Here is a 22,661-nt window from a genome sequence, read left to right as displayed (position 1 = left end):
TTTTAAATCTCTTGTTCTAATAAGGATTGAGCCATTTGTCTGGCTGCAAAAACTTTGGCACTTGAACTTTCCAGACCCGCTAAGACAATTGAACCTTCTAAAAGAAAAGAGAGTAATAGCGAGAGCTGCTTAACTCTTTCACGATCATCAATCATTTGACTAAGATGATCTGCCACGATGCTTTCAACTTCATCTTTATGTTTTTTTACCACTAAACGTTCTGGACTATGGGCTGGAAACTCTGCCGCTGCATTTAATAAACCGCAACCGCGGAAACCATTTTCGTAGGCAAACTCGGCATGATCTTGATAGGCATCAAAAACAGCCAAGACGCCATCGATAGGTGATAGGATGGTTGCTTTTCTTTTCTCGTATAAATCTAACCACTCTTGATGACGTGCTTCGATATAACAGCTGACCAATTCTGATTTGGTTTTGAAATTGTTATATAGCGACATTTTTGCGACATTGGCTTGATCAATGATGCTGTTGATCCCTGTGCTATTGATTCCGTCTTGATAGAACAGCGTTGAAGCTGTAGCTAAAATTCTTTGTTTTGCAGATTTAGTGCTCATAATGATTTTAAATAGGTATACTGATCTACCTAATTCTAGGGTGGGGTTAGAAAATATGCAATAGAGAAGATGGATTTATTGATTGATCCTAAGTTTTGTATGCTGATGCGACCAAGATTAAAGAGAGCAAATAGTCTCTTTAATCAAATCGCTTATTTGGTTTTTTTGCTGTGAATCAAGGCGAGTCCATAAGTGGGCCATTTCTTATCGGTCTTAATGTTATTGACTAACCAAGCCACAAGCACCAGCGCGATCGATCCCAATAACACAGGAAAAAATAAGAAGCTCCAATGGTATTGAATGGTATTTGCGGTGAGCAAGATGACTAATGGATTTGCGCCAGCAGGTGGGTGAACGCAACGTAACAGTTGCATTGCAGCAATAGCGCAACCGACGGAAAGTGCAATACTCAATGCTGAAGTTCCTAAAATTTTAAGAAAGACTAAGCCAATCAAAGCTGAAACAAAGTGTCCCAGAATCACATTGCGGGGTTGGGCTAAAGGGGATTGGGCAACGGCATACAAAATCACGCAGCTTGCGCCGAAAGGTGCCATGATAAATAAATTATTGGTCCACTTGCTCAAGAGGACTAAGATCAGAATACTGAATGTCCCGCCAATTAGACTTCTAATAATATCAATGGATTGAGGTGGAGGAGCGAGATGCTCTTTACCATGAAATATCGACAACATTTTAATCTCACAAGATCGTTGTATTCAGTCAATAATAAGACTAAAATTAAAAATAGTACAGATCTGTACTGTTTTTAATTAGGTAAAGTTTTATGTCAAAGTCAGCAAGTAAAATTTTGAATACCGCCGAAAAATTATTTTATGAAAATAGTTTTGTCGGTGTTGGCGTTGACTTGATTCGAGATGAGTCAGGCTGTTCAAAGACTACGATGTACACTTATTTTAAAAATAAAAATCAGTTGGTGAGATCTGTACTAGAGTCTAGAGACGCGAAGTTTAGACAGCGGCTAATCACCTATATCGGTAATGCCACGGGAGTAGAGGCACTGAATCAACTCATTGATTGGCATCTGCTTTGGTTTCAAGAAGACAACTTTAAAGGATGCTTATTCGTCAGAGCGGTTGCAGAATCTCATTTGGGTGATCAAGAGATCATTATGATTTCTAAACAACATAAGATTTGGATTCGAGCATTAATTGCAAAATGTCTTGAATCAAACCCTCATGCAGATGCATTGGTTGAAATCATTTACACCTTGATTGAAGGTTTGATTAGCCGCTTTTTGGTGGAAGGATATGATGCAAAAATTGCCGCTGATATCAAAAGTTCAATCAACCAAATCGTGGATGCTTTTAGTCATTCATCTCTTTAGAAACGAAAGTACAGCAATTTTAAATAAGCCTTTGAAATCGTTTCAGAGGCTTGTTCTTGCCGCTTGGGGAAACATAATCAACCTGATGCGCAGTTTGACAATTTCTCTAGATTTTGCGAACCGATCCAGTGCTTAGAGAACTGATAGGCTGCTCGACCAGAGCGTTGACCGCGTGCCTGACACCATTTCAAACTTTCGCCACGAACCAGATCGTTATATTGCAAACCTGCTTGAACGATATAGTGTTCCACAATTTCTAAATAAAGCTGTTGATCCATCGGATAGAATGACAGCCACAGACCAAAACGATCAGAAAGGGAAATCTTTTCTTCAATGGCTTCTTGTGGATGTAGCTCAGTATATTGCGGAACATCAACTTTACGCACAGGCGTATTTTCGTGCATAAACTCAGGTAATAAATGACGGCGGTTACTGGTGGCATAAATAATGAAATTGCTCGAACCAGACTGTAGTGAACCGTCTAATACACTTTTTAAACTACGATAATTTTCATCTTCAGCGTTAAAGGCTAAATCGTCACAATAAACGATAAATTTCTCAGGGCGATGTTCAATTAGCTTTTGGATCTTGGGTAAATCAGATAAATCATCTCGTTCGATTTCGATGAGACGTAAACCTTGAGCTGAATATTCAGTGAGTAGGGCGCGTACAATCGATGATTTTCCTGTACCGCGTGAGCCAGTGAGTAAAACATCGTTGGCAGGTAAGCCATTTAAGAACTGTAGGGTATTTTGAATAATTTTGTCTTTTTGACGTTCAATCCCTTTTAGGTCTTCCAAATGCATTTTTTTGGGTTGTTGAATGGCGAGTAGTTGTTGATTTTCCCATCGAAAAGCGATAGCTGAGAAATCAGTCGGTTGTTTTGGTGCAGGGAGCGTTTGCTGTAATTGTGCCAAAACACTGGATAACGATTGGAGAATAGATTCCGGTAAATCAAGAAGAGCCATAAATACAAACCAAACACAGTGATCAATGAATAGGAATACTATCATTGCTGTTGTTGAAATAAGAAGATCTCATCGAAAAGATTGTAATAAGTCGATTTTATCCTTGATTGTTGCGACAGCATTTTGCATTGTATAGGTGCAGAATGAGAAAAAAATCATCAAAACTGGAAACACGAATGTCAAATAGACTTCTAGAAAAAAAGAATACATATCAGACATATAGAGTCGGTGTGTTACAAGAGCGCTTACGCCATGCAAATGGGTATGCGGAATGGAAGTCCATTGCACTAAAACTAGACCAAGAAGCTGGTACTGAAGCATGGAAATATGACAATGATTCGCCTTATTTTGATGCTGAAATTTTATCTAAACGGCATAACTTATTAAAAAAATATCGTACACAACATCGAACCCTTGATTTGATCTATGTATTAAGAGAAGGTTTATCCTATGATTTTGCCAATATTGGTCATCCGATGTTATTCGCTGAGACCTACTGCGGCACTAAAAAAATTATAGAAAATTATGTTGAAGAGGTCAGTGAATGCTTTGGTTATTTGGCATCCAGTGAATGTATTACTTTTCAGTTGAAAGAAAAAATAAAGTTTTTTGAAGAATGCCAAAAGGCTTATGGACAACCTGCTTTAATGCTGTCAGGTGGTGCAACATTGGGCTTGTTTCATACTGGGGTATGCAAGGCATTGTTGGAACGTGATCTTTTACCCAAGGTCATTTCAGGTTCGAGTGCAGGTGCGATCATGACAGGGATGCTCGGCGTTTCTTCCACTGATCAGATTCCCGCATTGCTTTCTGGAGAGCACTTTTTCCATGAAGCCTTCCGCTTTAGACGTCTTATGGAGTTGATCAAAGGTCATGGTGGCATTGCTGATGTGATGTATCTCAAAAAATTCTTGATACGCAACATGGGCGATGTCACTTTTGCGGAAGCCTATCAACGTTCAGGATTGCATATTAATATTGCGGTTGCGCCCTATAACACTGCACAAAATCCTCGAGTATTAAATGCTTTAACTGCGCCAAATGTTTTAGTTTGGAGTGCAGTGCTGGCTTCATGTGCCGTCCCTGTGTTGTTTCCACCAGTGAAATTAACCAGTAAACGTTATGATGGTCAGCATACGCCGTATCTAGCCAACACCAAATGGGTGGATGGCAGTATGCGCAGTGATTTTCCTCAGGAAAAAATGGCAAGGCTTTATAATATTAATTACACCATTGCCAGTCAGGTGAACCCGCATATCGTGCCATTTATGCAAAGTGATAATGAGCGATTCCGCCGTGATGTCTTGAGTTGGCCTGAACGGGTGGTGCGTCATCAGGGTAAAGCGATTGCAATGGATGTCATGGATTTAATTCGCAATTCAATGGGCGGTTTCTTTCCGATTCGACGTGCGCTCGATCATGGTTATGGGATTTTAGGGCAGCGTTATTATGGTGATGTAAATATCATTGCCAAATATGGTTTAAGGCACTATAGCTATATGCTACAAAATCCACGACCAAAATTATTTCAAAGCTTACAACAAGAGGGTGAGCGAGCAACGTGGTCTAAAATCGCTTCGATTGAAACACATGCACGGATTGGTAAAACCATTGAACATTGTTTAGCATTATTGCGTAAGCAGGAAGAAAAGCAGCAGAATGAGTTTTATTACGTGGATCTCTGATCCAACTATTCAATGGAACAACTGGTCGTTAGAAACGAAAAAGCGAAGTTATGATTTTGGACGGCGCTTATATACGTTTCAAGTTGAAAATCAGAAGTATTGGCTTAAATTTCATGTCGCTGATACCGATCCAGTAATAGAACCTGCTTTTCAAGGTGAATTGGATTTTTATCAGCTTGAAACAATAAAGACTCAGCATTTTCTATTGCCGCATCACATCATCCTCTTAGAACAGACTCCGCAATGTCTTCACCTTGAAGCGAAGGGTAGAGGCTTGATATTGTTAGATGCGGAAGAATTCTTCACCAATGTTTTGCTCAGCAAAAATATTGAGAGCATTCAACGGAAAATATCGGATGCTCTAAACACACTCGATTGCATACATCAAATGGGTTGGATTCATGGTGATCTAAAGCCAGTACATTTCCGTTTATATGACAGCGCTTGCAAGCTAATTGATTATGAGCAGGGTTTTAAATTATCAGATTCAACACCTGTGATGAATGCAACACCGCACTATATGGCGCCTGAGCTTTTTCATGGTGAAGCGAAAAGTATTCAAAGTGATTTATATGCTTTGGGCATTATTTTGTATGAATGGTTAACGAACACTAAATTAAACGCTGATACTTATTATGATTGGGCTGTACTGCATTGCCAACTACTACAGATTCAGCTCCCGCAAGAGCTTGAATGTTTTTTCCCCCTCTTAAATGGTTTAATGCAAAAGCGTGTTGAACAACGTTTTAAGTCAGTGCTTGATGCACAGGGTTGTCTAAAATCGATGGGGTTGTTGTAAGTATAAATACTTGATTTGAATATTATATGTTCATTTGACTGGTTTTTTTATCAGAAAGACTTGTCAGGATTGGTGTTTCTCACTAATATGCATACCCATCGGGGGCGTGGCGAAATTGGTAGACGCACTGGATTTAGGTTCCAGCGCCGCAAGGTGTAAGAGTTCGAGTCTCTTCGCCCCCACCAAATTTAAAAAGCAAGCATGTCTTGCTTTTTTTATGGTTAGGTCTGCTATGATCTAATCAAGCTGTTCTAGAGGATTGGTGTAATGGTAGCATGACGGTCTCCAAAACCGTTCGTCAAGGTTCGAGTCCTTGATCCTCTGCCAAATTTAAAAAAGGACTTATTGAAAGTCCTTTTTTTATTTCTGTTGTTTTTATCTGTATATTAAAAAAGCATTAGCTTTCAGATGCATGGTTTTTTTATAAAAAGGGCTTGTCAGCAGAAAGGTTTATCACTAATATACACATCCATCGGGGGCGTGGCGAAATTGGTAGACGCACTGGATTTAGGTTCCAGCGCCGCAAGGTGTAAGAGTTCGAGTCTCTTCGCCCCCACCAAATTTAAAGAGCAAGCGTATCTTGCTTTTTTTATGGTTAAGTCTGATATGATTTAATCATACATGTTCTAGAGGATTGGTGTAATGGTAGCATGACGGTCTCCAAAACCGTTCGTCAAGGTTCGAGTCCTTGATCCTCTGCCACTTTGCAAGTATGCAATGTATATAAAGATAGGCTTAGATCTTAATGATTTAAGCCTTTTTTGTTGTGTATTTAATCGTACTTTTATCGTTTCAAGAGGCTAAATAGTTTTAGCCTCTAAATTGTTATAACGTATTGAATCAAAGTGACATATCAAGATCATCATATTCGTTTAAGGTTTTTCCTCTTTGAATGTGTTCTTGATAATGTTGAGCGCGTAGCTGATCTAGTTCTGAGCCAGATACGCCATCTTTCCAATAACCTGCAATACGGACGTCATTTTTATCAAACTGTTTCTCGTCGACAAAAAAATGACGTAATGCTCGTGCCTCATTGCGTTCGCATGCCGCCCAGATCGTTAGATTTTCATAGTTTTCTAGTTGAAATGCTGCTTTTAGCAGGAGGCCTTTTTCCAGAGAGCGATGATCTTTATGCAATAAGTGGATCTGAATCTGATCGCGATTGGGTAATTCACAAGCAATATTTTTTTCAGAACTTTCTATATAGATATCAGCACTTATGCCATGTTTCCAATGTTTCAGTATCGAATAAACAGCGGGCACAGCAGTATCATCTGCAAAAATAACAACATGCTTTTGGGATGAAAAATTTGGAATAAAATGAGGTCTTGGTCCAATTAGTCCAATTTTTGTGCCGACTTGGGCTGAATTAAGCCATTGCATCGCAGGGCTTAAATCTTCATGTTTGACAAAATCAATTTCAATTTGAGCATTTATCGGATCAAAAGAACGGATCGTATATACACGAGAGATGGGTTGACCGTCTGCGTGCTGAGCAACCAGTAAACGAACTGCCAAATTTGGAGATTTCCAAAGTTCTGGTTGGGTTGTATGTATGGTGCCCTGAATTCGGACGATGGATGGAAAAGGGGTTTGGATTGACACAACGGTCATCTCCAGCTGTTCCATATCTTGTAAATGGTCTTTCTCTTTCAATAAATTACTGGATTTTTGTTTCGATTTCTCTGCTATTTTTGTCATTGATATAGCCTAAGTTAAACGATCATGATAGGTGTTGTGATGTGGAATAATCACAGTCTTTATTCGCTACGATAGCGAAGTGCCCCATTATTGTAAATGATAATTGTTATCAAGTGTGTGTATGGAATTGAAATGTCTATAGTACAAAGTCTTTAAATGAGTTTTCTTTTTAATTTAACTTAATGATATTTAGAATTTATTTTTATAAAGAATATTCGGAGTCGGATTGACTCTGATTAACCAATTAATAATTGAAAATGATTATCATTTGTATTATTTTGCTAAGCTATCAAACCTCGAACAAAAAAATATAAGAGAGAAGATTTTTAATGGTTACTTTGACAATCCATTTTGAGCTATCTGGATCAAAATCAATGATGCCTTAAATGATCATTTTCCAGTATTTTTATCACTTTATTTTTGAATGTTCGATTTGAAAGTATGAAATAGAAAATATGTTGAGGATTGAACTGTATGCAAAAAGATTTAAATCAAGATTTACTAAAATTTAATAGTAAAAATATAGATTTAGAGAATTACCTGAAAAAAATTTATGAAAATATATCAGGTAGAAACTCGAATAAAACAGCATTGATATTCAATGGTCAGCAGATCAGCTATGCTGAAGTAGGGCAGAATGTCATTAAGATTGCTTCTGCATTAAAAAAGCAGGATTTAAGAATAGGATCAGTGGTCGCAATCTGTTTGAGAAAAAGCCCTGAACATATTTATACCGCTTTAGCTTGTGCGTTAACGGGGATGATTTGGTTACCGATAGATATGGATTCACCACCATCAAGGCTTCTTTATTTACTCTTAAATAGTCGTGCTGAGATTGCGGTCAGTGACTCGTTGGTAGAAGGTATACCGAATTTAAATATCAATGAGGCGTTACTCAATACCATCGTCTGTGATCCAGAATGGCGTTATGAGATCAATCGTTTACCAGCGTATTATTTATATACGTCTGGAAGTACTGGTATGCCGAAATGTGTTGTATTAAACAATCTGGCAACTGCAAATGTACTCTCCCATACCATCGCAGAATGGAAGCTCAGTTCTGATGATGTTGTTATAGCGATGACACCTTTTCACCATGATATGTCTGTGTTTGATGTATTCGCTACCATGGCTGTTGGTGCAACGTTGATTGTTCCGTCATTTGAACAGAGTAAAAACGCTGTGGTTTGGGCCGAGCTATTGGAACGATATAAAGTCTCGATTTGGAGTAGTGTTCCAGCGATTGTGGATATGTTGGTCAGTGTGACCCGCACGGAGCAACTACAGTCGCTCCGTTTAATCGCACAAGGAGGTGACTATATAAAACCTTCATTAATATCCAAGTTAAGACAACAATTGCCGAATGCGCGCTTATTTTCATTGGGTGGCCCTACAGAAACCACAATTTGGAGTATATGGCATGAAATTGGTGATACGGATCAGACGGTTATTCCTTATGGAAAAGCATTAAAGAACAATCAATATTTTATCCTAAATGAAAATATGCAGCCTTGCCAAATGGGTGAGGTGGGCACGATGTATATGGTGGGGATAAATTTATCAAATGGATATTTACGAGATGGAAAGCTTGATTACCAAGATTTTGTTGAAATTCAGGTCAATGAGAATGAAAGACAAATTGCATTTCGTATGAGTGATCAAGGCTATTTCAGAGCTGATCAAAATATTATTTTTGCTGGGCGTCAAGATGGCTATTTAAAGATAAAAGGGGTGAGAATTTCGGCTGTTGAAGTTGAAAATACTTTATCGAAGAATCCGAATATTCATCATTGTGTTGTGGTGGGGTGTACGCATCCAACCACTGAAACACAGGAGTTGGTGGCGATTTACACATTAGCAGATCGTAATAATAGTACTGAGTTAAATGGTTTAGAATTAAAGCGTTTTTTAAAAGCTTATTTGCCTGACTCACATATCCCATCTAAATATTTAGCCGTCGATCATATCCCATTAACCCGAAATGGTAAGGTTGATCGAAAAACGTTGCAGACATCGGCTCAAGATCAAATTTACTCGCCTTCTGCAAAAGCGCAATCTAAATTTGATGATGTCGGAAATTCTGTTTTGATGATTTTTCGTGAATATATCGATGAAAATAAAGATGAAAAAATGGATATTTTCTATAGAAGTGAGATATTGGATATTGGAATTAAGCCGAAACAACTGATGGTTATTGCACAGAAGCTCTCTCAAAAGCTTGATACACAAATTGATTTCTATACTTTGATCTCATGTAAAACGGTTCAAGATGTTGTGAATCGAGTACAGCAGAAAATAAATCCTTAGATCATTTTGCAATAGCATAGATGCTTGTTTGAGTAGACTTGAATTGCAAAGGATTGCAATGTGCTTAAAAGCTGGATGGATAATCCGTTCTTTTAAGCACACAATTGCGATGATACGGTTTATACGAAATTTAGATTTGTGCTAAGGTTGCATTCATTTTTTCGCAAATACTTTCAACAAGTGGAGTGGGAAAGCGGTGCGCTTGATAGGTGATAATCATACTGAGTTGATGTTGTCCATCAATGACATTTTCCATGATTTCAAAATGTAAGCCGAACATAGATTCTTCGCGTTCAGGCAAGATTTGACGGTAAGGAATATCCCGCCCATGTGGTGCTTCTAATGCACCATTTAATGCATTATTTGAATGAATATGGATAAACACATCGAATAATAATCCTTCGTCGGCACGCATGCCTAAAGCTTTTTGTATATGGTTAATGGGGATATCCGCATATGCCATTGAATCATTAATCATGGTACTAATATTCTGAAGTAATGATTGGAATGAGTCTATTGGATTAAATACAGTACGGTGAGCAACCATTGTTGTGAAGTAGCCCACGGTATCAAAAAATTCAGGATCAGTTCGCCCAGATGCAGATGTACCAATCACGATTTCTTTGAGTTGTCCTTGTTTATGCAAAGCATCAGCGATAGTGGTATAGAGAACTGTAAAAATAGAAGCGTTGTGCTGTCTAGCAAATTTAGCAAGCTTGTTATGCATTTCTGATTCAAACTTGAGTTCTAGCCATTTGACCTGAGGTGTTTTTTTCGGAATATCAAACGCTTGACTTGGGATAGTGAGTTGTAACCCTTTGGTTGCACCCTTTAGCATATCTGTCCAGTAATCAATGTGATTCTGATTGATCCCTTGTTTCTGTTGAAGCAACGAAAAATCATGGATTGTTTGAGCTGGTGCTTTCCATATAGGTGTTTTGTCATTTGATCGAGCAAGATAAGCATGTCTGAGGTCTGACATAATCGTGTTTAAAGACCACTCATCAATGACCATGTGATGGACTAAAAATGATAATGTTTGGCGACCTTGTGTATTCCGAAGTAAGCGTATTCTGATCGGTAGTTCATGGCGAAGATCAAATTTATATGAGGCTGCATCTGCAAGCGTGATGTTTTTGCTTTCATTACTCGTCCAAAACCATTTTTTTTGATCCAACTCTGAAATTGGAACAGTCTGTTGATAGGTCTGTCCATCATGAGTATGGAATGTTGTACGCAAGCCTGCATGTCTCTCCACGATATCTTTAATTGCTTGAAAGAAGATGCCTTCATCTATTTCATCTAAAAACTCTACTGCAAATGGTAGGTTATAAATTGGACTGAAATCGAAACTTGAATATGCTTGCCAAAGAAAATCTTGAGCCAAAGTAAGCGGGGCTTTTGCTATATTTTTTAATGTATTGGTTTTAATTCTCTCGGTTTTGATGGCGGCGTAGGTCGCTAAACCTGCAGCAGATGGGGATTTAAAGAAATCATTAAATCGAATTTCAATCCCATGTTTGTTGAGTAAATTTCCAATAATCCGTGTTGCTAATAATGAGTGACCACCAAAATCAAAAAAGTCATCATCTAGGGTCAGCTCAGGCTCGGCGAGTGTATTTCTAAACTCCTCCAAAATGACCTGAGAAACGTAGCTTTGATCAGTTTCTACCTGAGTTTCTGTCTTGTTTTCAACAAGATGATTTGGTATTTCAATTTCAGTTAGCATGAGTGAAGCGTTGTTTCTTGAGTAATGTAGATATTTATCTTTTATTGCCTCGATGAAATTGGCTGTTTGATAGCATTGGTCGAGAATGGGGTGAAGGATTAAAAGCAGAAAAAAACCTTGTTCAGTATCAAAAATATAAGTAGAAAAAGGTGGATTGATTTCAGCATTCCAAACTTGTGCTTTCAATAGTGTTACTTGGTCAAATATTTCTTCAAGCTTACTATTTTTAAGTTCTAAGCAAGCTGACCAATCATCAAACTGATATTTATATAAATCACCGTCATCGCTAAATTTATAACGAACATTCAAATCAGGTGTAGTTTCAACAATTTCTCGAATTGTTTTGCTAATGAGTGGGAGATTAGACTCTTGATTTAGCTTCCATAGATTAAAGTGACGAGCTACTTGCTCTGGTTGTTGTAATTGTAACATCCAGATGCGCTCTTCGTAGTCACTAACAGGCATGAGAGATGAAGTTTCGGAAAGTTGTGCCAACATAAGTGAATCCTGTTTTATAAATTAAGCTATTTTGATCATTTTTCATTTCGCAAATTTTAGGCATCAGATTAAAAATTATATAATTCATGATGTTATGTGTTTGCATGCGTGTAAAATCCCCAGATTTTGAATGAATTTATCACTACCTCAACGCTTTACATGAAGTAACAGGGGTTACATTTTACTTAAAACATACTATAATTGATTCTCATTTACATCAAGATTATCATTTTTAATAATGACTGTAACAATAACCTATAATTTACTAATATCTTTATAAAATATTGATTAGTAAGTAAATAATTTTTATTTGAGACAGTTAATACCGCTTAAAAATGATTTTATAGACCCACGAATATTGATCTTAATTCATTGTTCTTGGGAGAGCTTGCCATTTAGTCACGACAAAATTAAGGAATTTTCATGAGAATATTCAATCATGAAAGGTCAATAAACACATTAAAAATTGAACATATTTTCAATCATCATTTTTGTATACAGCTCCATTTTCAATTTTTATCAGCTTTATCGCGTATTAGTGGGGCATGCCCCTAATGCAACTGGGTTTATTTTGTCTATTTATCATTTTATGTATCGTTTCATTGTTGCTCGGTGCTGAGCAAATTGAATGGTCTGCATTGCTTTCCTTTTCTGGAGATAGCTGGCTGACGCTCACAGCTAGCCGTATACCTCGTTTGATTGCGATTGTGCTAACTGGCATTGGATTGTCAGTGTGTGGTGTCATTTTACAGCACATTGTCCGCAATAAATTTGTAGAGCCAGGGACGTCAGGCGGTTTAGATGCGGCCAAACTGGGTATTTTGGTGTCATTAACACTAATTCCAGTAACGAGCACATTTAGCAAGATGCTGTTTGCGATGTTTTTTAGTTTTATCGCCAGCTTAATCTATATCGCAATTCTTCGCCGTATCCGTTTTAGGAATACGGTATTAGTCCCTGTGATCGGTTTGATGTATGGCAGTGTGCTGAGTGCATTAGCTGAGTTTTATGCTTATAGCGCCAATATTTTACAAAGTATGCAAGGGTGGCTCATGGGAGATTTTTCAAGAATCGTCCAAGGTCACTATGAAATCATTTACATCATTTTCCCGATTGTTTTATTGACTTACTTGTTTGCACATCGCTTTACCGTGATTGGAATGGGTGAGGAGATGGCTTCGAGTTTAGGATTGAGTTATGCGGTTATGGCTGCTATTGGTTTAATACTGGTTGCAATTACTGTGTCAACAACGGTCATTACTGTCGGAGCAATTCCTTTTGTTGGGCTCGTTGTTCCAAATTTAGTTGCACTGAAATACGGTGAAAATTTAGCTAAAACCTTACCAATCGTCGCTTTAGGCGGTGCTTCATTATTATTGCTCTGTGACATTATTGGTCGCTCAATTATTTACCCGTTTGAAGTTCCTATTGGGCTAACGGCTGGAGGTGTAGGAGGCATTATCTTCCTGATCCTTATTTTGAGAGGGCTTCGATAATGCGTATGGCGAAGCTATGGATCGTTTTTCTGATAGTGCTGTGTCTAGCTCTAGTGTTTGTATTCCTAAATTCGGGATTGGATTTCGATTATGTCATTCCTAAACGACTTGTTCGTCTTGCAACAATTGTTCTAGGCGGTATTTGTGTTGCAGTTTCCTCGATCGTTTTCCAGACAATAGTTGGTAATCGTATTTTAACCCCTTCAATTATGGGCTATGAAGCGATTTATTTATTGTGGCAGGTTTTACTACTGTTTGTTCTCGGGACGCACGGATTAACCCTATTGGGATTAAATGGCAACTTTTTTATTTCTCTTATTTTAATGCTGCTCTATTCGTGGGTGATTCATAAGTGGTTATTGCCATTTGGTCGAAACGATGTCTTTTTGCTACTGCTATTGGGATTAGTCCTCACGTTGGTTGTTGGAACGATTACTCAATTTATTCAGCTTAAAATCAGTCCTGGCGAGTTTTCTGTTTTCCAAGGGTTTAGCTATGCCACGTTTAATCGCTCTCAACCAGAAACACTCTTTTATTCTAGTTTAGCCGTAGCAGTGGTTTTATGGCTGGGCAGAAAAACACTGCCTGTGCTGGATGTTCTGGTTTTAGGTCGTGAACAAGCGACATCACTTGGAATTGACCATCATCGTTATGTCAGCTTTTATTTGGCAATGATTGCGATTTTGGTCGCAGTATCTACAAGTCTGATTGGCCCTACAGCATTTATGGGGGTGTTTGTTGCAAATATCGCCTATGCATTGGCGGGCAATTATAAGCATAAATTAACCTTACCCCTCGGATGTGCAGTCACGATAGCCATCTTTATTGCGGCTCAAATTTTGGTTGAGCATGTTTTCAATTACAAAACGACTGTCAGTATTCTGGTCAATCTCGTATGTGGCATCTATTTCCTTACGCTGACGGTTCGTGCCAGAGGTGTTACATGATTCAGGTCAAGAATATTCATAAATCCTATGGCGCAAAGCCTGTACTTTCTGACGTAAATGTTGAGTTTCCTACACAGCAAGTGACGTCACTGATTGGTCCAAATGGTGCGGGAAAATCGACTTTGCTCATGATGATGGCGCGTCTAGTTGAGTCTGATAAAGGTGATATTTTTTTAAATAATCAAAATATTGCCAATATAAGTACTGCGGCATACGCCAAAAAGATTGCAACTTTACGCCAAGCCCCAGGATTTAATCTGCGTTTAACTGTCGAGGAATTGATTTCATTTGGTCGATTCCCATATAGCCGTGGCGCTTTAACTGAGCAAGATCATCAAATCATTGATGATGCGATTGAATTCCTTTCTTTAGAGCCATTACGCAAATCTTATATTGATGAAATTAGTGGCGGCCAACGGCAAATGGCTTTTTTAGCGATGACGATTGCCCAGCAGACAGACGTACTTTTATTAGATGAACCCCTAAATAATCTCGATATGAAACATGCCGTTCAAATTATGCGTGCATTGCGACGTTTATGCGATGAACAAGGCCGGACGGTGATTTTGGTGATTCACGACATCAATTTTGCCACCAATTACTCAGACCATATTGTCGCATTAAAGAACGGCAAACTTCATTTTAGTGGACCAACAGAACAAGTCATTACAGAGGCACAATTAACGGATCTGTATGAGCTTGATTTTGAAATTACATACAGTGAGCGTGGCTGTATGTGTAATTACTTCAACTCATTTGGAGCTTGAATAAAGATGAACTGTAAAAGAAAGTATTGGGGTTTAGCCCTAATCATAACAGCGGCTATAACATTACAAGGATGCGATCAAAAAGCTGCTGATACTCCCCAAAATGTACAGAAGTTAGCTGCACCGATCACGGTGAAGCATATGCTTGGAAGTACCGTCGTTGATTATCTTCCGCAACGCGTTGCTGTACTTGATATGAATGAAGCTGATTTTCTGGATCAATTAAATATCCCGATCATAGGGATGCCAAAAGATTATGTTCCGCACTTTTTGGAAAAGTATAAAAGTGATAAGCAAATTCAAGATTTAGGTGCAATTGTACAGCCGAATATGGAACGCATATATGCACTAAAACCAGATTTGATTTTGATGACACCACTGCATGTTAATCACTATCAGGAGTTATCCAAGATCGCTCCAACTATTCATTACGACATTAATTTTAATGATAGTGAGAGCGATCATATCAATCTCGTTAAAGATCATTTGATGACTTTAGGTCAAATATTCAATAAAGAAGATTTGGCTCGTGAGAAAGCATTGGCACTTGATGCAGAAGTGAAGCAAGTACAGGCAGTAACCGCCAATCGTCCTGAAAAGGCACTGGTCGTTTTACATAATAATGGTGCATTTAGCAACTTTGGTATCCAGTCCAGATATGGCTTTGTTTTTAATGCATTCGGGGTAAAACCAGCAAGTAAGGCTAAAGATACAAGTTTGCATGGACAGCCGATTTCGAGCGAATTCATTAAACAGGCAGATCCAGACATTCTTTACATCGTCGATCGCACTGCCGTGATGGAACGTCGTTCAAAAGTTAATGCTGAAACTGTAGAGAATCCATTATTACGTCAAACCAAGGCTTGGAAAAATGGTCGCGTCATTTTTGTCGATGCGGATGCGTGGTACACCACTGCTGCAAGCCCAACTTCGCTCAAAATAGTGATGGATGACGTGAAAAAAGGCTACCAATAAGCTGCATCAAGAATAGCTGAATAAGATTTTAAAAGCATAAGTTTTCACTATTTTACTTGGTATTTCAAGTAGATGGTGCATAGAACAATGAATCACAACATTAAAGGTCTTCAAATGAATAATGTTATATATAACCGTAATTTAGAAAATGAACATCGTAAAATATTTAAAAAACATTCATTTGCATTAAATGGTATTGCTTCTGCAAGAATGGCGCTACGATTAGGCTATGCATTGGGCACAGTCTTTATGATCTGCGCATCAAATGCGCATGCTGATATGGCAAATGTCTCGACAAAGGGCATTGACCAACAACAAAATGCTCAGTCGAATGTCGCATCGTTACCGATCATTACTGTAAAAGCCGAACAAGAAGATAGCTACGCAGGTGGGCAGGTTTCATCGAACAGCTCTTTGGGTTTTTTAGGTGATAAAACCTTTATGGAAAATCCATTTAATGCCATTGCATATACGGATACATATATCGCAGATAAACAGGCAAAAGATATAACAAGTGTGATTGCGAAAACGGATCCATCTGTGTTCACAAATGGAGCAAGTGGTGGCTGGAGTGAAAACTATTATATCCGTGGCTTTGAGTCGAGCCCGAGTGATATGTCTATGAATGGGTTGTTTGGTATAACCCCATACTATCGAACTTCACCTGAAATGTTTGAAAGAGTAAATGTACTTAAAGGCCCATCTGCATTACTAAATGGAATGCCACCAACAGGTTCTATTGGTGGGACAGTTGATCTCACGACCAAACGCGCCACGGACGAGCCATTAACCCGTTTGACTACGACATATATGTCTGACTCTCAGTTTGGTGGGCATTTAGATGTTGGACGACGATTTGGCGCGGACAAAGAATTCGGTGTGCGAGCAAATGCGGTATATCGGGATGGTTCTGGACCAGTAGAAAAACAGGATTTGAAAACTGAGTTATTTTCATTAGGAATGGATTGGCGCGGTGATCGTGCGCGTGTTTCGACAGATATTTATACATCCAAAGATCGAGTTGATGGCGTAACACGAGGCATCAACCTTGGAAAAGATATCGCTATTCCAAAACCACCTAAACCAGAAACTTTACTCAATCCAGATTGGTCGTTTGTTGACATTAAAGACAAGGGCGCGATGATACGTGGTGAATATGATCTGACCAACAACATGATGGGGTATGTCACCTATGGTCAAAGTAAAACAGAATATAAATATAATGGCGCGATGTCAGCAACTGTTTTAGATAACATTGGAACCTTCCAAACAAATATTGGTCAACTGGCATTTGATGTCGATAAAAAGTCGGCAGATGTGGGGTTGAAAGGGAAATTTAATACAGGACCAGTAGGGCATCAATGGGTAGTCAACGCGACATACTATAAACATAATCAAGATGATTATGGGGTAAGAAATGTGGCAGGTGCTGAATGGACGACCAATCTTTATGATCCAATTTGGGGGAAAGCGGTTCCTTTTAATGCACCTCTAATATCTAATTCTGAATTGCAATTAAATAGTTACGGTCTGGCGGATACCTTATCTTTTATTGAAGATCGCTTACAGTTAACTTTAGGTGTACGTTATCAAGAGGTGGAAACCAGTAATTTATTTGTGCCGACATCGACTTTGACTAAATATAAAAAGAATGCAACGACACCAGGAGCCGCAATTCTATTTAAAGCGACAGATAAAGTTTCGGTTTATGCAAACTATATCGAGGGCTTAACCAAAGGTGATGCAGCTCCCCTTACTGCGGCAAACTATCCAACGATATTTGCCCCTTACAAAACGAAGCAAACAGAACTTGGTGTGAAGTTTGATCAAGGTACTTTTGCGCATACTTTGTCACTGTTTGAAATCAAAAAACCAAGTGCTTATACTGATTTAGTGACTAATGTATACACATCTGGGGGAGAGCAACGTAATCGAGGGGTTGAGTGGAGCTTCTTTGGTTCGCCAATTGAAAATGTACGTTTGATGGGTGGTGCATCTTATATCGAACCTGAAGTGACTAAAACAGCAATCCAAAGCAATGAAGGAAATATGGCCTTAGGTGTTCCTAAAACACAAGGGAAATTGGGTGTTGAATGGGATAGCGAAGTTGCACAAGGTGTTTTAACTTTATCTGGTAACGCAACGGCAGTTTCAAAACAGTATATCAATCAAGATAATACATTGCATATTCCTAGTCGCACGTTGATAGATGTCGGTACACGATATAAAACCTCAATCTCAAATCATCCTGTTACTTTTAGAGCAGACATCAATAACTTGACCAATAAAGCCTATTGGGGAATGCCTAAACTATCGAATTTGGCTTTAGGCGCACCAAGAACGTATATGCTATCTGTATCATATGACTTTTAATTTGTTGTAATCTTCAAACGAATAAAAAACCCGCAATCGCGGGTTTTTTATGATATTCATATTTTATTTTGGTAAACCATAGTGCTGGAAAGAAGACTGTTTAGGAATTCGATAAGCATTACGTCCCAGTAACTGATTAATAATCACTGAATTTCGTGTTGCACCGATCCCTAGATCAGGTGAGCCAACACCTTGTTGAAAAATCTCAGCATTTTGAATGAAAATTCGCCCTTGTCCTTGATCACAGCGTGAAGCTGTAAAGTCTTCTTGAACAATACAATCTTGTTGTTCATCAACAGCTAAAACAGAACCTTTCATATTTTCAAACCATTCAGGCCAATCATGGACATAGCCTGTCGCTGCAACCAGTGCATCAGTTTCAAAACTACACTGTTGATTCAGTTGTGTATGTAGACAGGTTAGATGAAGAGAACCTGATTCAAGTTGTTCGATTGATTCAACTTCACAGCTTGAATATAAGCTTAGTCCAGATTTCCCCCCGCCGACGGAGCGTTCATAGAGAACATCATAGATTTCCCCGATGGTCGAGAAACTAATCCCTTTATAGATAAGCCCTTGACTGGCTGCTATGTCACGACGTTTTGCTCTAGGTAGGCTTTGGAAATATTGCATATATGCTGGTGTAAAACACTCTTGTCCAAGTTTGGAATACTCCATCGGATGAAAACCTGCTGAGCGTGTCACCCATCGAATAGATGCACCTGCCTCGACCTGTTCTGGAGTCAGTGCATTAAATAGCGCAAGTACACATTCTGCCGCACTTTGGCCAGAACCTATGATTGTGACTTGCTTGCACTGTTTAAGCTGTTCCTGAATTTGTGCAAACTCTGCGGAATGTTTTACCAAAGGGTGTTTACATTTTTCTAGCCATTGAGGAATTCGAGGCTTAGTCCCAATACCAATCGCTAAATCTTGACTGATATATTTTTGTTTTTCGCCTGAGGCTGATTCACTTTCTATAATAAATTTATCGAGCTTTGAGTCATATTCAACATCAGTGACGTTTTCTCCAAATCGACAAGCCGGTAATTGTTTTGAAGCCCAACGACAATAATGATCATATTCACGTCGAGGAATTAAAAAACTGTCGTAATAATAAAACTGATGTAAACGATCATGTTGATGTAAGTAATTAATATAACCTAATGGATGGCAAGGGTTAGCCATGGTGACCAGATCAGCAAAAAAAGGAACCTGTAAGGTGGTACCTTGTAAAAGTAATCCTTCATGCCAACGGAACTCTGGCTTACGCTCCAAAAATATACTTTTTATCTCAGGGTGGTGTGAAAGTAGAGCCGCTAATCCTAAATTGAATGGTCCAATACCAATTCCAGCAATATCTATATTTTTCATGAGTATACTTTATATAATTCCACTAAGTTTAATGTTCAAAATACGGGTGAATGGGATACGAGAAGTTTTTCTACATCTGAAATGTTTCGACAATGAATAAGTTGAGTAGGTGAAAGCTGAATCGCGTAAGTTTCACGAATGCGCTTTGAAATGATCTTTAGATGCTGTGGACGAAGTCCTAAATGAGTGAAATTTATCGAATCATCGGTTATGTCATTATTAGATTGACCCAATGCCTCTAAATAGATTTGCAATAGTTGATGACGCTGTTTAGTTGTCTTTACCGTACTATTCTGAAGTGATCTATATTGATATTGAGCGACATTGTTCTTGAAGTATTGCCTGTTGCTTTGAAGCGCAGTAACTAACTCAGTCAAATCAAATGTAAAAATGTTTGAGTCGATAATTTGGTAGATAGCGGATTGAAGCATATGTAAAAAGTCATCAATCATCTCTGCTGAAAGCGCATCTTCGGCATAATCAATATCGAAGACTAAAGTCTCATCATTTGCTGTGCTAAAACGGATATCGATTGCAACTTGGGGTGTTTGAGTAAGCCCGTCCTGTAGTTGAATAGCATGTGATTCTGGCAGTACCGACCAAGATAAACCATTGGTAATGACGATAGGTAATACAGGGACTTTACCTGTTTTTTCAAATAGGAGTCGGGCGAGATCAACACCAGAAAATGAGAGATGCTGTAAACCCGCTAATATTTCTGTTTGTAATTGATTGGCTTGTTGAACAAATTGCGCTGTATATTTCCATTCCACAGCAATAAATGTGGAGCTATTTACAAATGGCCCCGTATATAAAGGCAATGTAGGAATAGCAACACATAATGCCCGATTAGTACTCCAATGAGACAACACTTGTAAAATGACAGACATAATGACTGAGTTTTTAAACAGTGAATGTTTGGCTCCAATTTTGGACAATTTTTTAAATTGATCTTTTGCAATGATTAGCTTTTTACGTTGGTAACGCGATGTCATCAATTGTTGTAATGGGGTCGTCCACGGAAGTTGTGGGATATCAGTTAATTTGGAAAATTTTTCTTCCCAATATCTTAAATCAGATTGCTGTTTAGACGAGTTATGAGTTATTTCATGTTCTAGTGTTTGTGTTTCAATATCATATTGTTGACCATCAAATAGTTCTAACATTAGTGTCGCAATAGATCGACCATCTAAAATTAATGCATCAAAGCGAACAAAAATCGTTAATAGATTATTTTCTAATAAAAAGACCGTGATATTCCATGGTGGTTGGTTTAAGTCGAAGAGATCATGTGTATATTGATGTTTATAAGATTCTATTTGATCAAAAGCGAGTTCTAGCGATAACGCCCGCAGATCTATTTCTTTTAGATTAACTGTAATTTGGTCACTTAGATATTGAGTTAATTTATTTTTATCAATATACGTGCGTAGGCTTTCATGTCGCCGTACCATTTCGATTAAACGTTGTCTTAATAAAACAATATCCATGCTGCCATGATATTGACGAAACTCTTGCATAGCGACACCCCCTAACGGAAGTGTTTGTGTACGACCTAATAAATACGCTTGTTGTAAGGCATTTAGTGGTTTTACCGATGTTATATGTGATTTTGGGTGCTGTTCTGATGCGGTGATTGGGATATGAAGCTGTTCAGGATCAGTTGCAAGCTTTCTAAGTAAATCACTGAAAGATTCAAATAAACTGCTAATCCATGTTTTGGGCAAGTGATCCAAACGGATATCCCAGTTGACTAAAATACCGCCATTGAGATTGACAACTTGAGCATCAAGCGCAACTTGTGGACCCTGTGAAATGACCCAATTCATTTCACCGAAAACCCGATGTACACGTTCAGAAAGTAAATCACCATCTGCTAAATCGAGTGCTGCTGTAAATACCACTGGCGCAAGTTCAGCACGTCCATGATAACGTGATAAATCACGTAGGATGTTGACACCTGGATAATGCGAGTGTTCGAGTAAATCGAGCATTTGATTTGCTATTTGCTTACACAGTGTTGCTAAACTATCTGCTTGCTCCATGTGAACATCAAGGATTACCAAATTAGCAAAATCACCAATACTCCGCTCGATATTTTTTAAAATAGGCTCACGCCAGAAGGTTGGAATGTTTAATCTAAACGCTTGATCTTGGGTTGCATTGCCAAGCGCATATGCAAATAACCCTAATATTAGATTAGAGATCGTAATGTGCTGTTTTTGTGCCAATTGTTGTAATGCTTTGCGGATTTCAGGCTGTAACCATGTACTTAAACGATAACTTTTTGCTGTTTCTAATTTTTCATGAGTGATAGGTAGTGATGGCGCAGGAGTAATATTGGGTAAGCGCTGTTTCCACCATAACCGATCTCGTTGGTTTAATTTTTTAAGATCGGGATCTGTGCGTATTTGGTGATGCCATTCAAAAAAGTTCGGGGGTGGAACGTATGATATTTCTGGATCTTCATAGAATAACGATAGATCCTCCATCAGCCGACGAAAACTTGATGGATCAATTGCGATCATATCGGTATCAATATGAAAACGAAAATGCCCATTCTTCAATACACTGATAGAAAATCTTGCGGTTTGACCATTACTTAAATCTAGTTTTTGATGTGTCCATTGCTCACGTTTTTGCAACAGCGCTTGCTCAAGTTTATTTTCGCTTAGCATCGAAAAATCTTCGACTTCTAATATCGGGTGGGAAGTCTCAGACATAATGTTTGGGATGCCATCGACACTTAAATTTAACCGTAGCAGGTCGTGTTCTTGATAAAGCCTTTGAATGGCTAAATTTAATTTTTGTAGATCGATGATTTGACCATCAAATTCAGCATAAAGATGGGCTGAAACCCCACCTAAATCTGTACTAGTAGACCGCCCAAACCAGCAGGCAGCTTGCATCGAAGTTAATTCACACATTGAACGATAACTCGGTTGACAAATTAATCTTGTTTTAGCATCATACAAATAAATGAAAATGATTACCAGTTGCATTTGATAGTCATTTTTAATTACATGCAGAAAACAGATCGTTTGTTTTGTCTCAATGTATTTCTTTTACTGCGATATAGATTAAAACTATATTTTAGTAATTAAAAAATATTGAAATGTATA

Annotated in this window: 16 protein-coding genes and 4 tRNA genes; 13 read left to right on the top strand and 7 right to left on the bottom strand. The window is 38.3% G+C overall.

Translation table 11 applies throughout. The annotated features are described in order from the left end of the window. Positions 1-2 precede the first annotated feature (2 nt). The gene (locus MMO38_RS09940) at positions 3-575 is read right to left on the bottom strand and encodes a TetR/AcrR family transcriptional regulator (RefSeq protein WP_241323429.1); all 573 of its coding nucleotides are present in this window, start codon (positions 573-575) and stop codon (positions 3-5) included. A gap of 152 nt (positions 576-727) precedes the next feature. Continuing rightward, complete coding sequence (locus MMO38_RS09935; protein WP_241323428.1) at positions 728-1,267, bottom strand: HPP family protein; 540 nt, start codon at positions 1,265-1,267, stop codon at positions 728-730. Positions 1,268-1,359: 92 nt separating this feature from the next. Between MMO38_RS09935 and MMO38_RS09930 the strand changes: the two genes are divergently transcribed. Beyond that, positions 1,360-1,920, top strand: a complete 561-nt coding sequence (locus MMO38_RS09930; RefSeq protein ID WP_241323427.1) for a TetR/AcrR family transcriptional regulator — start codon at positions 1,360-1,362, stop codon at positions 1,918-1,920. Between the two features lie 77 nt (positions 1,921-1,997). Here the strand turns inward: MMO38_RS09930 and MMO38_RS09925 are convergent, their stop codons facing one another. After that, a complete protein-coding gene (locus tag MMO38_RS09925; RefSeq protein ID WP_241323426.1) occupies positions 1,998-2,888 on the bottom strand; it encodes an ATP-binding protein in 891 nt (296 codons plus the stop codon). A 176-nt stretch (positions 2,889-3,064) separates the two neighbouring features. Here MMO38_RS09925 and MMO38_RS09920 point away from each other — a divergent pair, with 176 nt between their 5' ends. The 6 genes from MMO38_RS09920 to MMO38_RS09895 all read left to right on the top strand — a co-directional run bounded on the left by MMO38_RS09920 (position 3,065) and on the right by MMO38_RS09895 (position 6,074). Continuing rightward, positions 3,065-4,573: a DUF3336 domain-containing protein gene (locus tag MMO38_RS09920; RefSeq protein WP_241323425.1), complete on the top strand. Its 1,509-nt coding sequence runs from the start codon at positions 3,065-3,067 to the stop codon at positions 4,571-4,573. Continuing rightward, the gene (locus tag MMO38_RS09915) at positions 4,548-5,372 is read left to right on the top strand and encodes a protein kinase (protein ID WP_241323424.1); all 825 of its coding nucleotides are present in this window, start codon (positions 4,548-4,550) and stop codon (positions 5,370-5,372) included. Before MMO38_RS09920 ends, MMO38_RS09915 begins: the two co-directional genes overlap by 26 nt. Before the next feature lie 100 nt (positions 5,373-5,472). Then, positions 5,473-5,557, top strand: a tRNA-Leu gene (locus MMO38_RS09910). Positions 5,558-5,625: 68 nt separating this feature from the next. Then, positions 5,626-5,699 (top strand) — tRNA-Trp (locus MMO38_RS09905). A gap of 147 nt (positions 5,700-5,846) precedes the next feature. After that, positions 5,847-5,931, top strand: a tRNA-Leu gene (locus MMO38_RS09900). Positions 5,932-6,000: 69 nt separating this feature from the next. Then, positions 6,001-6,074, top strand: a tRNA-Trp gene (locus MMO38_RS09895). A 138-nt stretch (positions 6,075-6,212) separates the two neighbouring features. Here the strand turns inward: MMO38_RS09895 and MMO38_RS09890 are convergent. Next, positions 6,213-7,073, bottom strand: a complete 861-nt coding sequence (locus MMO38_RS09890) for a siderophore-interacting protein (protein ID WP_241323423.1) — start codon at positions 7,071-7,073, stop codon at positions 6,213-6,215. A gap of 474 nt (positions 7,074-7,547) precedes the next feature. Here MMO38_RS09890 and MMO38_RS09885 point away from each other — a divergent pair, with 474 nt between their 5' ends. After that, positions 7,548-9,380: an AMP-binding protein gene (locus MMO38_RS09885; RefSeq protein WP_241323422.1), complete on the top strand. Its 1,833-nt coding sequence runs from the start codon at positions 7,548-7,550 to the stop codon at positions 9,378-9,380. Positions 9,381-9,510: 130 nt separating this feature from the next. Here MMO38_RS09885 and MMO38_RS09880 read toward each other — a convergent pair whose 3' ends face one another. Next, the gene (locus MMO38_RS09880; protein WP_241323421.1) at positions 9,511-11,607 is read right to left on the bottom strand and encodes a condensation domain-containing protein; all 2,097 of its coding nucleotides are present in this window, start codon (positions 11,605-11,607) and stop codon (positions 9,511-9,513) included. 554 nt (positions 11,608-12,161) lie between these two features. Here MMO38_RS09880 and MMO38_RS09875 point away from each other — a divergent pair. The 5 genes from MMO38_RS09875 to MMO38_RS09855 all read left to right on the top strand — a co-directional run bounded on the left by MMO38_RS09875 (position 12,162) and on the right by MMO38_RS09855 (position 18,165). Further along, a complete protein-coding gene (locus MMO38_RS09875) occupies positions 12,162-13,103 on the top strand; it encodes an iron chelate uptake ABC transporter family permease subunit (protein WP_241323420.1) in 942 nt (313 codons plus the stop codon). Further along, complete coding sequence (locus MMO38_RS09870) at positions 13,103-14,050, top strand: iron chelate uptake ABC transporter family permease subunit (RefSeq protein ID WP_241323419.1); 948 nt, start codon at positions 13,103-13,105, stop codon at positions 14,048-14,050. Before MMO38_RS09875 ends, MMO38_RS09870 begins: the two co-directional genes overlap by 1 nt. Further along, positions 14,047-14,817, top strand: a complete 771-nt coding sequence (locus MMO38_RS09865; protein WP_241323418.1) for an ATP-binding cassette domain-containing protein — start codon at positions 14,047-14,049, stop codon at positions 14,815-14,817. Before MMO38_RS09870 ends, MMO38_RS09865 begins: the two co-directional genes overlap by 4 nt. Positions 14,818-14,823: 6 nt before the next feature. Beyond that, on the top strand, positions 14,824-15,792 hold the full coding sequence (locus MMO38_RS09860; RefSeq protein WP_241323417.1) for a siderophore ABC transporter substrate-binding protein: 969 nt from the start codon (positions 14,824-14,826) through the stop codon (positions 15,790-15,792). 87 nt (positions 15,793-15,879) lie between these two features. Further along, the gene (locus MMO38_RS09855; protein WP_241323416.1) at positions 15,880-18,165 is read left to right on the top strand and encodes a TonB-dependent siderophore receptor; all 2,286 of its coding nucleotides are present in this window, start codon (positions 15,880-15,882) and stop codon (positions 18,163-18,165) included. Positions 18,166-18,228: 63 nt separating this feature from the next. Here MMO38_RS09855 and basC read toward each other — a convergent pair whose 3' ends face one another. Beyond that, positions 18,229-19,539, bottom strand: a complete 1,311-nt coding sequence (basC, locus tag MMO38_RS09850) for a putative histamine N-monooxygenase (RefSeq protein ID WP_241323415.1) — start codon at positions 19,537-19,539, stop codon at positions 18,229-18,231. 35 nt (positions 19,540-19,574) lie between these two features. After that, a complete protein-coding gene (locus MMO38_RS09845; protein WP_241323414.1) occupies positions 19,575-22,541 on the bottom strand; it encodes a condensation domain-containing protein in 2,967 nt (988 codons plus the stop codon). Between the last annotated feature and the right edge of the window lie 120 nt (positions 22,542-22,661).

The sequence above is a fragment of the Acinetobacter sp. NIPH 1852 genome (genome assembly GCF_022549455.1).
In the GTDB taxonomy this organism is placed as follows: Bacteria; Pseudomonadota; Gammaproteobacteria; order Pseudomonadales; family Moraxellaceae; genus Acinetobacter.
This window is presented reverse-complemented; position numbering and strand designations above follow the sequence as displayed.